General features: G+C 42.3%; 16 protein-coding genes. 8 read left to right on the forward strand and 8 right to left on the reverse strand.

The genetic code is table 11. The annotated features are described in order from the left end of the window. Positions 1 to 33: 33 nt before the first annotated feature. Both ACLOAU_RS05845 and ACLOAU_RS05850 read right to left on the reverse strand, forming a co-directional pair. Entirely contained in the window at positions 34 to 468 is a 435-nt protein-coding gene (locus ACLOAU_RS05845) for a Fur family transcriptional regulator (protein ID WP_427860919.1), read from the reverse strand. A gap of 5 nt (positions 469 to 473) precedes the next feature. Beyond that, complete coding sequence (locus tag ACLOAU_RS05850) at positions 474 to 1,085, reverse strand: SCO family protein (RefSeq protein ID WP_427860920.1); 612 nt, start codon at positions 1,083 to 1,085, stop codon at positions 474 to 476. A gap of 216 nt (positions 1,086 to 1,301) precedes the next feature. Here ACLOAU_RS05850 and ACLOAU_RS05855 point away from each other — a divergent pair, with 216 nt between their 5' ends. The 4 genes from ACLOAU_RS05855 (at position 1,302) to ACLOAU_RS05870 (ending at position 4,526) form a co-directional block, all read left to right on the forward strand. After that, positions 1,302 to 1,565: a phosphopantetheine-binding protein gene (locus ACLOAU_RS05855; RefSeq protein WP_427860921.1), complete on the forward strand. Its 264-nt coding sequence runs from the start codon at positions 1,302 to 1,304 to the stop codon at positions 1,563 to 1,565. A 12-nt stretch (positions 1,566 to 1,577) separates the two neighbouring features. Then, positions 1,578 to 2,768, forward strand: coding sequence for a beta-ketoacyl-[acyl-carrier-protein] synthase family protein (locus ACLOAU_RS05860; RefSeq protein WP_427860922.1), 1,191 nt, complete (start codon positions 1,578 to 1,580; stop codon positions 2,766 to 2,768). A gap of 62 nt (positions 2,769 to 2,830) precedes the next feature. After that, positions 2,831 to 3,859 carry a beta-ketoacyl synthase chain length factor gene (locus tag ACLOAU_RS05865; RefSeq protein WP_427860923.1) on the forward strand — a complete coding sequence of 343 codons (1,029 nt, stop codon included), beginning with the start codon at positions 2,831 to 2,833 and terminating at the stop codon, positions 3,857 to 3,859. An 88-nt stretch (positions 3,860 to 3,947) separates the two neighbouring features. Continuing rightward, positions 3,948 to 4,526, forward strand: coding sequence for a hypothetical protein (locus ACLOAU_RS05870; RefSeq protein ID WP_427860924.1), 579 nt, complete (start codon positions 3,948 to 3,950; stop codon positions 4,524 to 4,526). Here ACLOAU_RS05870 and ACLOAU_RS05875 read toward each other — a convergent pair. The 3 genes from ACLOAU_RS05875 to ACLOAU_RS05885 all read right to left on the reverse strand — a co-directional run bounded on the left by ACLOAU_RS05875 (position 4,516) and on the right by ACLOAU_RS05885 (position 6,961). Further along, positions 4,516 to 5,640, reverse strand: coding sequence for a metallophosphoesterase (locus ACLOAU_RS05875; RefSeq protein ID WP_427860925.1), 1,125 nt, complete (start codon positions 5,638 to 5,640; stop codon positions 4,516 to 4,518). The two genes, ACLOAU_RS05870 and ACLOAU_RS05875, sit on opposite strands and share 11 nt — an antisense overlap. 100 nt (positions 5,641 to 5,740) lie before the next feature. Next, positions 5,741 to 5,953, reverse strand: a complete 213-nt coding sequence (locus ACLOAU_RS05880) for a hypothetical protein (protein WP_427860926.1) — start codon at positions 5,951 to 5,953, stop codon at positions 5,741 to 5,743. A gap of 213 nt (positions 5,954 to 6,166) precedes the next feature. Beyond that, positions 6,167 to 6,961, reverse strand: coding sequence for a carboxylesterase family protein (locus ACLOAU_RS05885; protein WP_427860927.1), 795 nt, complete (start codon positions 6,959 to 6,961; stop codon positions 6,167 to 6,169). A 194-nt stretch (positions 6,962 to 7,155) separates the two neighbouring features. Between ACLOAU_RS05885 and ACLOAU_RS05890 the strand changes: the two genes are divergently transcribed. The 3 genes from ACLOAU_RS05890 (at position 7,156) to ACLOAU_RS05900 (ending at position 9,873) form a co-directional block, all read left to right on the forward strand. Continuing rightward, positions 7,156 to 8,169, forward strand: a complete 1,014-nt coding sequence (locus ACLOAU_RS05890) for an aldo/keto reductase (protein WP_427860928.1) — start codon at positions 7,156 to 7,158, stop codon at positions 8,167 to 8,169. 3 nt (positions 8,170 to 8,172) lie between these two features. Continuing rightward, a complete protein-coding gene (locus ACLOAU_RS05895; RefSeq protein WP_427860929.1) occupies positions 8,173 to 9,186 on the forward strand; it encodes a zinc-binding alcohol dehydrogenase family protein in 1,014 nt (337 codons plus the stop codon). A 105-nt stretch (positions 9,187 to 9,291) separates the two neighbouring features. Continuing rightward, positions 9,292 to 9,873: a TetR/AcrR family transcriptional regulator gene (locus ACLOAU_RS05900; protein WP_427860930.1), complete on the forward strand. Its 582-nt coding sequence runs from the start codon at positions 9,292 to 9,294 to the stop codon at positions 9,871 to 9,873. A 9-nt stretch (positions 9,874 to 9,882) separates the two neighbouring features. Here the strand turns inward: ACLOAU_RS05900 and ACLOAU_RS05905 are convergent, their stop codons facing one another. From ACLOAU_RS05905 to ACLOAU_RS05915, 3 genes are read right to left on the reverse strand one after another with little or no spacing between them, the layout of a single operon-like run. Then, a complete protein-coding gene (locus ACLOAU_RS05905) occupies positions 9,883 to 10,251 on the reverse strand; it encodes an ApeI family dehydratase (RefSeq protein WP_427860931.1) in 369 nt (122 codons plus the stop codon). Next, on the reverse strand, positions 10,241 to 11,017 hold the full coding sequence (locus ACLOAU_RS05910) for a polysaccharide deacetylase family protein (RefSeq protein WP_427860932.1): 777 nt from the start codon (positions 11,015 to 11,017) through the stop codon (positions 10,241 to 10,243). Before ACLOAU_RS05910 ends, ACLOAU_RS05905 begins: the two co-directional genes overlap by 11 nt. Continuing rightward, complete coding sequence (locus ACLOAU_RS05915) at positions 11,011 to 12,060, reverse strand: beta-ketoacyl synthase N-terminal-like domain-containing protein (protein WP_427860933.1); 1,050 nt, start codon at positions 12,058 to 12,060, stop codon at positions 11,011 to 11,013. Before ACLOAU_RS05915 ends, ACLOAU_RS05910 begins: the two co-directional genes overlap by 7 nt. Before the next feature lie 233 nt (positions 12,061 to 12,293). Here ACLOAU_RS05915 and ACLOAU_RS05920 point away from each other — a divergent pair, with 233 nt between their 5' ends. Beyond that, positions 12,294 to 13,658, forward strand: a complete 1,365-nt coding sequence (locus ACLOAU_RS05920) for a TrpB-like pyridoxal phosphate-dependent enzyme (RefSeq protein ID WP_427860934.1) — start codon at positions 12,294 to 12,296, stop codon at positions 13,656 to 13,658. Positions 13,659 to 13,843 lie beyond the last annotated feature (185 nt).

The raw sequence follows: 13,843 nt of genomic DNA on the forward strand, positions 1-13,843 counted from the left end.
AAAACATTAATCAAAAGTCCTGATGTTTCTACATCAGGGCTTTTTTTTGGATAACTTGCCGCAACTTTTGCACACACCCTTTGCAACTACTTCAAGCTCAGCCGATTGATACCCGTCGGGCAAATCAACCTTAGGTGTTACTACGCCATCCAGGCAAAATGTGTTATTACAAATATTACAAACGAAGTGCACATGGTGATCGTGATGATGGCCTTCGCCACAATCATCTTTGCAAAGGGCGTATTTAATAGAATTATCAGAAGTAGGAATGGTATGAATCAGTCCTTTTTCTACAAAAGCCTGCAGGGTTCTGTAAATAGTTACCCGGTCAAAATGCTCACCGGCATTTTTCTCTATATCGGCATGCGCCAGGGCTCCACCGCTGTTCAGAAAAAGTTGTAATATTTTCTGCCGGCCAGCTGTTACACTTAGTTTATTAGCCTTCAGTATATTTTCTATTGACCTCATTCCGCTTACAAGTTTTTGAGTTCTTTTTCAATATCTTTCATCAGACCGTTTATTTCCCGCTTTTCCAGTCCATCATAAATAGCCATCACCTCGCCCTTGCGGTTTACCAACGCCCAAAACTGGCTATGCAAAAAATCATCATCAATATTAGCCAGGTTATTTTTAGGATCATCGATTGAATAGCTGAATCGCGCCATTTTATAGAGGCTATCTTTTCTGCCGGTAAGAAATATCCATTTCTGTGTATCTACTTTCATAGAGTCGGCATACACTTTAAGCCGGGCTGCTGAATCTGTTTTGGGGTCGCAGGTATAAGACAGAATTCGAAAATCGGGTTCATTTTTAAATTTTTCATACACCTGCTTCATATTATCATTCATCATTGGGCAAATCCCGGGACAGGTTGTGAAGAAAAACTCGGCTACATATACTTTCCCATCAACATCCTGGTTGGTAACTGCCTGGCCATCCTGGTTGGTGAACTGAAACCGGGCAACCTTGCTGATAGGTTCCAGCTTCCTGTCGTTATAACCCGGTATAAACCAGGAAATAATACCATAAAATACCACGGACAGGGCTACAAAGAAAACGATGTAATAAATAGTCTTTTTACGCACGACAACTTCTTTTAAAAAAAACAAAATTACTTCATAGTTGTTGAAGCGTGGCATACAAATGTAAAAGGCCAGGCGAAATCAACCGGAAGAGCCCTGTTTGAATCTGCAAAGCGATGCTTTTAATGTTACTATTGAGATTGGCTCATTCCATTAATAAATTGACAAATTTGTGCTGAAGTCATTATTTTTGAAGCTTAATACTTTTAAAAAAGTAACATGGAAAAAGAAGCGTTGAAACAACAGGTGAAGGAGCAAATTGTTAAGTTTTTGAACCTTAACACCGTGAACCCGGCAGATATTAAAGACGATGAGGCATTGTTTGGAGAAGGATTAGGGCTAGACTCTATAGATTCGATTGAACTGATTGTTATGCTTTCCCGCGAATATGGCATCAATATCCAGGATCCTAAAGAAGGCAGAAAAATATTGACCAATGTAAATACGATGGTGGATTACATTGAGCAGCATCGTACTAAATAAAAAAAGTCCCTCGTGAGCCGAATAGTGGTAACCGGCATTGGTATTATTACTGCCATTGGCGAAACAGCTGATGAAAATCGTGATGCGCTCATTCATGCAAAAACCGGTATTGGCAAAGCCCGCTTCTTTAATAGCAGATATGCAGCGCAATTACCATTTGGTGAAATTGGCTTGTCAACAGAACAGTTGGCAGAAAAATTAGGTTTTGAAAATAATACAGCCACCAGGACCGATCTTTTAGCGCTGCACGCAGCAAAGCTGGCTATTACAGATGCAAACTTATCAAAAGAAGACTTGCGGGCCAGCGACACTGCTTTGATTGGTGGCAGTACGGTTGGAGGCATGTGCCTTACCGACGAGATGTACGCCGACGCCAACGCTACCGGCATTAGCAACTCTCCTTATCTTACCTCTTATTCCAATAGCGCTAATACCAGTTTTTTACAACGTCATTTTAATATAGGCGGTCTCGTTAATACCTTCAATACAGCCTGCTCATCTTCTGCCAACGCCATTATGTATGGCGCGCGGTTGTTGAAAAACGGGATGGCAAAAAAGGTAATTGCCGGAGGCGTTGATAGCCTGTCTAAGTACACGGTGAACGGCTTTAACGCTTTGATGATCTTATCCGGCGAGCCATGCAGGCCCTTTGATTCGGAAAGAAAAGGCCTGAACCTGGGCGAGGGCGCAGCCTTTCTCATATTAGAAAGAGAGGAAGACGCTACCGGGAAAAAAGTTTATGCAGAAGTAAAGGGTTATAGCAACAGTAATGATGCCTTTCACCCATCCTCAACTTCTGCGGAGGGAGAGGGTCCCTACTTAAGCATGAAGGGTGCTCTGGATATGGCAGGTTTGTCACCGGCAGATATCAATTTTATCAATGCACATGGCACCGCAACAGAAAATAATGACGAAACAGAGAGTGCTGCCATGCTTCGCTTATTCGACCAGGCTCCGGCTTTTGCCAGCACTAAATCATATACAGGCCATACCTTGGGTGCGGCAGGTGCAGTTGAGGCCGTATACAGTATTTTAAGCCTGCAACATCAGGAAGTGTATCCATCCTTACATTTCAAAGATCCTATCGGCGCTACCGGCCTTAAGCCTGTAACACAATATGCACAGCGTGCCTTAAACCACGTAATGTCTAATTCGTTTGGCTTCGGTGGCAACTGTACTTCCCTGATTTTTTCAAAACTGTAACCCCGTGTTATAAGTTTATTGCGGGTACATCGCCATATAAATATTTCAATCAAACATTGCATATGTACATCCATCAACACATTTGTATTTCGCCACAGCAAACCAACGGTGTTGTTGATTTAGAAATAATAAACCCTTCTTTGGAAGGAAAGCTGCTGGCTATAGAGCCCCAGCTGCAAGGTATTCCCCCATCTATGTTGCGTCGCATGAGCAAAGCTGTACGTATAGGCATGGGCGCAGGACTGCCCTTAATTAAAGAAAAAAGTGTTGATGGAATTATTATTGGTACGGCTAACGGCGGAATGGAAGACTGTATCCGGTTTTTAAACCAGATCATTGATTATGATGAAGGGCTGCTAACTCCTGCCAACTTTGTACAAAGCACACCCAATGCCATTGCCGGGCAGCTTAGTTTGATCACTAAAAACAGAACCTACAATGCCACCCATGTTCATAATGGCCTGGCCTTTGAAAATGCATTGATAGATGCCCAAATGAGCCTTTTGGAAAAACCAGGCACTCAATACCTGGTTGGGGGCGTGGATGAAATATCTTCTTATAACTACAACATAGATTACCTGGCTGGCTGGTACGATAAGATTAAATCGAACGAGGACCTTTACAGCTCCCAATCGCCGGGTACCATTGCCGGAGAAGGTGCGGCGATGTTTATAGTAAATGATCTTGCTGATGCAGCCTTTGGCCGAATAGCTATTATAGAAGCTTTCCAAAGCACAGATAAAGAGCAGGTTGAAGCCAGGTTTAAAAGCTTTTTAGATACTTATGTCCCTGATACCAATCATACCCTGTTCATTAGTGGTGAGAATGGAGACTCCAGGTTTCTGCCCGCTTATGCTACCTGCGAATTTGCTATTGGCTCTTCCATACCGGTAGCGCGTTTCAAGCACCTTACGGGCGAATATCCTACGGCCTCCTCGTTTGCCTTATGGCTGGCCTGCCATGCATTAAAGCATCAGGGCCTTCCCGCTCATTTTTATAAAAACGAGCATAACCTGGCACAAATTGAACAGGTGATTATCTACAATCAATACCAGGGAAGACAGCATAGCTTTATTTTGGTATCCAGGTAACCTTATTTTAATGTTTCTCCTGCATTTTAGATACAGCGCTTCGTTTAATTTTGCATATCATCTTTTTAACACCTAAATAAAAAATCCAATGCAAGCAAAACAACTGTTGCTGGCAGCTGCCCTATTCATTAGTGTGGCCGGCTCTGCGCAAAAAATCAAAAAGACAAAAGGCGACTTTACACCCCTGCAATCAGAAAAAAGCATCAACATCGAATTTAAATACGATGGTCTTGCTGTTGGCAAGTTCAAGAATGAGGAGGAGTACGTTGCAAAAAAAACGGAAGAGTATAACAAAAAAGAGGCAGGCAAAGGAGATAAGTGGGCTACAGACTGGAAGGGAGACCGTTCAAGAGCTTACGAGCCACAGTTCCTGGAACAGTTTGGAGAAAAAAGCGGCTTAAAAAATGAAAAAAATGCTAAATACACCCTGATCTTTCAAACCACTTTTATTGAGCCTGGTTTTAACGTAGGTGCCTGGAGAAAGAATGCATATATTAACGGCATCGTTACTATTGTTGAAACCGCCAACCGGGATAATATTGTTGCCGTAATCAACGTGGAAAACGCTCCCGGCCGTGATGCAATGGGAGTTGATTTTGACACGGCCTGGCGCATTTCTGAAGCCTACGCCAAAGCCGGTAAATCTTTAGCTAATTTTATTTTTTAGCCGGTACATCTTTTCTGTCGCCTGTATCGGAAACCAAATCGGCCAGCGCCTTTTCTTCCAATACAATTCTTGACGGACCTGCGGTTTTATTCTGCCATTTAATGAGGCGAATAAAACCGTTTTCTATTTCTATACCTGTGATATCACCATCGGAAAAACAGCAGCAGCCTGTATTGAAATAGGTTGGTTTTATGGCCGCATAGTCTTCCTCCAGCGTATCAAACCGTTTTTGATAGGTTTTTACTTCCTCATTGATCTTTGCAACCATCGCCTCGTCTTTATGCGCCTCCGCAAATCGCATCTGCCGGTGCAGCCGCTCTATGTGCGTAAGCGATTCAAAAACCGGTTGATGCGTATGACCGGTTATCAATATCATATTCTTTTGAGTAGCGCTCCACTCGTACATTATTTCGTTGTGCAGCGTCTTTTTATATACATTATTTGACGGCTCGTTGGGATTGATATGCAGGTAGGCCTGTAAAGGAGCCCATATACGGGCAATAAAAAACTTAGTGAACCAATTTCCATCGCTATTCGCATCACCCTGGTGCCCGTGAGTACACAGTATCTGTAAAGGATGGTTATTGATTTCACCCGCCAATATAACACCCTCGTAAACCTTTATCTTTTGACGATATATGTTTTCCAGTTCAAAGGATGCCAGCGGATCGTTGGCCCAGTACAGATCATGATTACCGAAAATTTTGATGAAGGCCTTTTTTGAAAGAAATTTTCCTTCAAGTTCAAAAGTCTTTTTATAGGCTTTCTTTACCTGCCAGAAAAGATTTTCCCAAAGCTCCTCACAATCACCCAGATTGATAAAGCAAAAGTCATTTTTTTCATAATGCTCTAACGCTGCCATATAACTGGCCTCGGCCACGGTAAAATCGTCGGCGCCATTGCGGTTCCCTTTATGTTGATCTGAAAAAATAACAAACCGTCCGTCAAAATCATCCAGGGAAATAACCACGCCTTTATTACCCGGTTCGGTAATAATATCCTCGTGCAGCTTACTCAGGGCTTTGTAAATTCTTTCTTTATCCGGACGCGAAGAAAACTTATCGGATAACCATAATATAGGTCTTCTTAATAAGTATTGAAAGAATTTGCGCATGAAAGCAAATGTAACAATAGCCCCGTTATATTTTTACTGTGCAAAAACGTTGTTAGCAAGAGCGGATGGCTCTAATAAAAAAGCCAATAGGAAAACGGGATTAGAATACGGGCCCGTAATGTAGTTTTTTGTCCTTACGGGAATAATTATCCGGATAAATAATATCATGGGCCGTCTCATAACCTTCATTAGCCGCATCACTCAGGCGACGTTGAGCTCTTTTATTACGCACTTTACACATTACTCCTGTTACAGTAGTTGCAGCAACACCTAATAACACTAATCCAATCAAGCTATATGTAGACTTCTTCATTCCAATAAAATTTTTCCAATATAAATATTTCAAAATGGGCCGTAACGCAATTCGTTTTTATAGGCAACGGGTATTGATAAATAGCAAATTATATACCGGCTTAGCACTATAACAAATTTACTTAAAAAAGTTTTTCCTTCCTAACTAAAATAACATGTTTTTATGCGTTTTCCCTTCGTGTTTTTAATTTTAACGAGACTTGTTTAACGAATGTCAACGGCTCCTGCTTTGGCTAAACAGCCATTTCAGCAAATCGGGCTGAGCAAAAGCGGCATCCCAGCTATTATGGTTGGCATCAGGAAATAATGTAAACTTAACATTCACCTTATTTTTTTTCATAGCTGCAACCATTTCTTCCGAGTACCTGGGCAATACTACATCATCCTTACCGCCGTGAAAGACCCACCATTTTGTTCCCTTAAGGTTGGCTGCGGTTGCCGTGTTGGCGCCCCCGCAAATAGGAATAGCAGCAGCAAAGGTTTCGGGCATACGATTTACTAACTCAAAAGTGCCCATGCCTCCCATGCTTAGTCCCATTACATACACCTGTTGCTTCTTTATGCCATACCTTGTATCAAGATCCCTCATTAACGCTAACAGCAACTGCATGGGAAAAGTAGGCTTACCACCATTAGTAAATTCAAATACCCTGTTAGTACCGCTACCGGCTATCTTTACATTGCTCCAATACGATTTTTGACTGCATTGTGGAAATACCACTATGGCCGGGTATTTCTGCCGGTTTTCCGCGCTGACAAACAGAGCGCCCCCATGTGTTAGCTGCTTTTCATTGTCATTGCCCCTTTCCCCCGCACCATGTAAAAAAATTACCAGGGGATATTTTTTACCCTTTTGGTATCCTCCCGGTAATAAAAGCCTGTAAGGCAAGGTATCATTGTTTTTGATGTACTGATGTTTTTCATAAGCCTCAAAAGACTGAGCGTATAACTCCTGTTTATGCAGGAATGATAACCCCAATACCAGTATCAATACCAACTTTGTTTTCATACGCTTTATGTTTAAATTATCGCCTGATTTAACAGACGATTTTTTGAAAATAACCCTCCGGCAAATTAAGGCGGGATTTGTTATAAAAACGCTTTTATTTAGTGAATGTTATGTTCAATACCCGAATGCATTTATCTTTATGCCCCTTTATTAATAAGCTCCTGGCTTAATAAAATTCTTATTTCATTAATAATATGCAGCTACAACTACCCAAAGTGATTTCCGGAACCAGTTTGCTGGGAAATCTTTACAAAGAAATGGCACACGAGGATAAGCGGGAAATTGTAAAGGCGTATATCCAGGCTTCTACAGATACTCCTCTTTTTGACAGTGCGGGTAAATATGGGGCGGGGCTGGCCCTGGAATCTTTGGGAAAGTGTTTAAAGGAGTTGGGAATACCCCAAAACAAAGTATTGATCAGTAATAAACTGGCCTGGGTGAGAAAGCCTCTTGTTACACCCGAGCCCACTTTCGAAAAAGGGATATGGCATAATTTGAAGCATGACGCCGAACAGCAGATCAGCTACAATGGTATATTAAGATGTTTTGAAGAAGGAAATGAGTTGCTGGGGAATTACGCTGCTCAACTGGTATCGGTTCACGATCCGGACGAGTACTTGGCTGCAGCTACCAGCGAAAGCGATTACCAGAAAAGATATGACGACATTTTGGAAGCCTACAGAGCTTTAACGGATTTAAAGAGTAAAGGCGTTGTTGCCGGTGTGGGTATTGGCGCTAAAGACTGGCGTTCTATTGAGAAAATTGCCAAAGATGTATCATTAGACTGGGTGATGATTGCCAATAGTTATACCATCTACCATCATCCCAAAGAACTGGTTGATTTTGTAGCCAGCCTGCATCAGCAAAACATATCTGTAATTAACTCTGCCGTTTTTCATGGCGGCTTTTTAATGGGCAGCGATTACTTTAATTATACACAGCTTGATCGTAACAACCCCGGGCATCAGCATTATTACCATTGGCGTGATAAGTTCAATAGCCTGTGTGCCGAGTATAACATCGAGCCGCCCGCCGCAGCCATTTATTTTGGTTTGCATGTTCCGGGCGTAAAAAGTATTGCCTTAAACAGCAGTAACCCTAAGAGAGTACAGCATAATATAGAAATGGCAAATGCCGAAATACCCGCAGCGTTCTGGCAGCGAATGAAGGAAGAACAACTTATAGATATTAATTATCCGCATTTATAGAAGATGAAAACATTAATATGTACATTGCCCGGCCAATTTGAATATGCAGATATCCCGCAGCCGGAATTACAGGCCAATCATGCATTGATCAAAATAAAAAGAATCGGTATATGCGGCACCGATCTTCATGCTTATGAAGGTACACAGCCATTTTTCAATTACCCCCGTATTTTGGGTCATGAGCTTTCAGGCGAACTGGTAGATTTTGATAATGCACCTGGTTTTGAAAAAGGAGAAGCCGTTTCAATTATTCCTTATTTTAGTTGTGGCACCTGTATTGCCTGCCGCCGTGGCAAGCCCAACTGCTGCACTAATATAAAAGTATTTGGAGTACATATTGACGGAGGCATGAAAGAATACATTTCTGTTCCTTCTCAATATCTTTTACACGGAGAGGGCCTCAGCTTTGATGAACTGGCCCTGGTAGAGCCATTAGCCATTGGTGCACATGGGGTAAGGCGTGCCGATGTGCAACTGGGGGATTATGTGCTGGTGATAGGCGCCGGCCCAATTGGTTTAGGTACGATGGAGTTTGCGCGTATTGCAGGTGCTAAAGTTATTGCTCTGGATGTGAACGAAGCACGCCTGGAGTTTTGTCGCAAACACCTGAATGTATATGCGACGGTAAATGCGACGGACAGTAATGTAGCCGACCAGTTAAGAGAAATTACCGAAGGCGATATGCCCACTGCGGTAATCGATGCTACCGGTAACCTCCGGGCGATTAATAATGCCATTAATTACCTGGCACATGGTGGTAATTATGTATTGATAGGATTACAAAAGGAACCTTTCTCTTTTAGTCACCCTGAGTTTCATAAACGGGAAACCACATTGATGAGCAGCCGTAATGCAACACGTGAAGACTTTGAACATGTGATCAAAAGTATGAAGGCCGGCTTGGTAAATCCAAAGACCTACATAACACATACGGTATCTTTTGACGAAGTAAAAGATAACTTCGAATCATGGCTTGACCCTAAAACAGGGGTTATTAAGGCAATGGTTCACCTGTAGAAGGTGGCATCTTATTATTCCGCTGAGTGTGGCGTAAAGACATGCGCTATGGCTGGAGTAGTTGAAGAAGATTACAATAAAATAACATAGCTTTGGATTATGGGTATGATGGCGAGAAAAAAATCTGCAAAGAAGGAGCTTATTCTAACGACGGCAGCCGCAATGTTCCGCGAAAGAGGTTTTGCTGCCAGCTCGATGCGTGATCTTGCTGAAAAGATTGGCATAGAAGCCGCCAGTTTGTATAATCATATTCAGTCTAAAGCACAAATACTGGAAGAGATTGTAGACGGTGTTTCCGAAGAATGTAAAGTACATCTCGACAACCTTGAAAAATCAAACAGTACTTCACTCGAAAAGATCGAATCGCTGATACGCTTTCATACTAAAATGATGATGAATCGCTTTGAGGAGTACTCCGTTATGGTAAGCCAGTGGATGCACCTCGAAGGAGATAAACTTGTACACTTTGCTACTAACCGCCGCGATTATGTAAAAAGAATGGAAGCCATTGTAGAGGCCGGCATTCAAAAAGGTGAGTTGAAGTCTTTAATGCCTTATGTAGTAGTATTGAATATTCTTTCTTCGGTTCGGGGACTGGAGTTTTGGCAAAGAAGCGCTAAAACACATACCGCGCAGGAGATGGAAGATAATATGGTGATTCACCTGATTGGTGGGATTAAGAAGTAGTAGCTCATCCTATCCGGCATCTGTAAACTTTCCGTTCATCTTTAAGTAAACAGCATCGCCGCTTTTAATAACCGCATTGCAGGCTATGGCATCTTCCTCTTTTTTATAATCAATCGTAATTACCAATACATTGGTTTGTGTAGGATCGATCATTTGAAGAAACTTACAATTAGCGGCTTCTGCGAGAAAAAGCTTTTGTTTGGTTGCCCTTTCCAGTAATTCTTTTACCATTTGCAGCTGGCATACCCCCGGCAATACGGGTTGTCCCGGAAAATGTCCTTCAAAAATTTTATGATGAGCATTCAGGGTTACAGATGCTACGGCTTTCTGCGCATCATCGTTAAAACTATCCAGCGTGTAAAGATTTTCAATCAGCATAAGGCTGCAAATTTAGTAGTTTATCCAGTGGGGTAATCTCATAACCTTGTTGCTGTGCATAAATGATAAAGTCTGCTAAAACCGACACAGTTACGGCCATTGTATCATGAAATAAAAAGATACCGCCGGGCTTCAGTGATTGTTTGAGTTTGTTAAGTAAACCCTGGTCATCTTTTGCTACGGTGTCCATCGATCGTACATTCCAGCCTATTGCCGTATAGCCCATGCGCTCCACCGCTTTTTTGAGATTGGGATTGGTAACACCATAAGGCGGCCTGAACCATTTTACGTTCAAGCCCAATTCATTTTGAAACAGGTGATGTGCCTGCTGCAGGTCTGCTTCCATTTTTTTCGATGAGAGCAGATCAAACCAAAAACCGTGGCTATAACTGTGCGACCCGATAATATGTCCCTGCTCATGTACCTGCTTTAACAGATCAGCATGCATTGCCGCATTTTTACCGATACAAAAGAACGTGGCTCTCACTTTACAGGCTTCCAGTATGGATAAAATCTGTGGAGTATAGTTGTTTAAAGGTCCGTCATCGAAGGTTAGTGCTATTTTTTTTTCTACAGTATCAGCTTTGCAAATGGCTTTCATATAAAACTGCGAATGCACAAAGTAGCTGCCATAGAAAAGTATTAGCGAGTAGGATATGGCGAGCAGGATATACGAAAGAACCGGAACCTCGTATTGCAGATCCAACACAATAAGTGCCGAAAGCAATACTACAAAAACGATATTCGTATTCCTGAAGGTTAACATGCCTTCAACAAATAAAGCGTAGGATAATTCAACAGGTAGTTATTATAAACCAAAAGCTGCTTTACCGGCTTGTTGTTAAAAGAACCTTTCTTTATAATATGTGTCGCCATCCATAATGCAAATGCCGATGCTGTTGGGTACTCGCCACAATACTGTTTGAAAGTAGTTAATCTGTCAGCACCTATCAACTGCTTCAACACATCATAATGTTTATCTTCCCTTATATCTCCATTATTTCCGGCAATCACCAGGTCTATATCAGTTAATGCAACACCTCGTTCCTGCAAAAAATCTTCAATCAATATATGGGCGGGCTTATCTGTTTTATAATAGTTTGCAAACCCTGTTAACTGAGCCAGGGCGTTATCGGGCTCGTTGCTTACTACGAAAAAAGCAGCGCCATCTCCGGCCATTGTACCTTTGCTATCGCTTTGAGTCAGTTGTAAACTTTCTCCGTCCTGCTTATATAAACCAAAGCGTTTTAAAATGGCATGACTCTTTTCGGTAATTTCATCAGCCGCGCCCACCAACACATTTTGCGCATCACCCTCTTCCAATAATGAGATGGCATCGGTTAAAGCCGCTTCAAAAGAAGAACCTTTATGCACATAGGTATTATTATAGTTATGGCACTTCAACAGCAGCGCTATTTGTGCCGCAACAGTATTATGGGTTGATTGTATAAAGGCAGTTGGAGAAAGCAGGGTCTCTTTAAATTCTACCAGCCTTGTTAAAAACTGGTCTGTATCAGCCAGGCAACCATAAGCGGTGCCCGTTACGATCGCATCGGGCGATGACTGGTTTGCATGAGCCAAAGCCTCAGAAGCAGCCGCAACACCCATTTTAATGATCCGGCTCATGCGTCGGATCAACTTCGCATCTACATATTGCGTATAATCAGGCTCAACACAACTTAACTGGTCGCCTGTATAATTTAGCGGAGCCTCTAACATCTGCTCAAAAGAGGCCTGAGGCGATACTACATCTGCTGAAAGTATATATACAGGTTCGGTTACCTGTTGTATGCTGGTATTATTGGCCATGAAATATTGATATGTGCGAATGTATATCAAAAAATGGTATCAATTTACCAACCGGGCGATTACTCAATATAACCGGAAGTGTGTTTGAAGCCAATAATCTTTACTTTCAAAAACAGCAAGCATCTAATCTTTGCCTTTAACGATCCTATATAACTTTTCTATGCTTTGTATTATTTTATGAATGAAAAATTTCATGTACTTTGAGGGACATACCAAATAAAACGACTTCTCAAATGAAAACAAGAAAAATTATGCTTTCCGAGCAGGAAATTCCCGAGCAATGGTACAATATTGTTGCCGACATGCCTAATAAACCATTGCCACCATTGCATCCCGGAACCAAAGAGCCCATTGGTCCTGAAGCACTGGCACCGCTGTTCCCGCAGGAGTTGATCAAACAGGAAGTTTCTACCGAAAAATGGATTACGATTCCCGATGAAGTAAGAAACATTTACAGCCTTTGGCGGCCAACACCCATGTACAGGGCCTATGAGCTGGAAAAGGCATTGGATACACCCGCAAAAATCTATTACAAATATGAAGGCGTAAGCCCGGCGGGTTCTCACAAACCCAATACAGCTATTCCGCAAGCTTATTATAATATGAAAGAAGGCGTTAAGCGTATTACCACAGAAACCGGTGCGGGTCAGTGGGGAAGCGCCCTGAGCTTTGCATGTAATCTCTTTAACATTGAATGCGAGGTATATATGGTAAAGCTTTCTTTTGAGCATAAGCCTTACCGCAAGATCATGATGAACACCTGGGGTGCGAATGTGATTCCCTCTCCGAGTAACCTGACAGAAGCAGGCCGCAAAATACTGGCGCAGGACCCTAACAGCCCGGGGTCTTTAGGTATAGCTATTTCCGAAGCTGTGGAAATGGCTGCCCAGCGGGAAGATACCAAGTATGCATTGGGCAGCGTGCTGAACCATGTATTATTACATCAAACCATTATAGGGCTGGAAGCGCATAAACAACTGGAAAAAGCCGGTGACCTGCCTGATGTGGTGATAGCACCATTTGGCGGAGGTTCTAATTTTGCCGGGATTTCTTTTCCTTTCTTAAGACTGAACCTGGAAGAGGGTAAAAAGATCCGTTGTATTGCCAGCGAGCCTACCTCCTGCCCTAAATTAACCAGGGGAGTATTCCGTTATGACTTTGGCGACACAGTCGGCATGACGCCTTTATTGCCCATGTATACATTGGGTCACAATTTTGTACCTGCCCCAATACATGCAGGTGGGCTCCGTTATCATGGTGCAGGCGCTATTGTTAGCCAGCTTTTAAAAGATGGGCTGATAGAAGCCAGCGCTCACGATAACCTCGAAGTATTTGAAGCAGGTATTAAATTTGCAAAAGCTGAAGGTATTATACCAGCGCCGGAGGCGACTCATGGTATTGCCACTGCTATAAAAGAAGCAGAGCGTTGCAAACGTGAGGGCAAAAGCGAAACCATCTTATTTAATCTATGTGGCCATGGTAACTTCGACATGAAAGCCTACCAGGATTATTTCGAAGGAAAAATTGTGCGCCATGAATTAACAGATGCTGATATTCAAAATTCGTTGAAAGAATTGGATACTCCTGTTATAGCATAATTACAATCATGCTTATTGATCTAAAAAAGCCTTCCGGAGCATTCCGGAAGGCTTTTACGTTTATAATAAACAGGTATCAAAATTATTACCCCCTTCCAGCCAGTGGGGACACTGGCCAGGCTATGCTGAGGTTTGTGTCTCACAAACCAGTCGGATGCATTTCAATAAAATTGATGCCGGTTTGT

This window comes from Paraniabella aurantiaca, from assembly GCF_050309965.1.
In the GTDB taxonomy this organism is placed as follows: Bacteria; Bacteroidota; Bacteroidia; order Chitinophagales; family Chitinophagaceae; genus Niabella.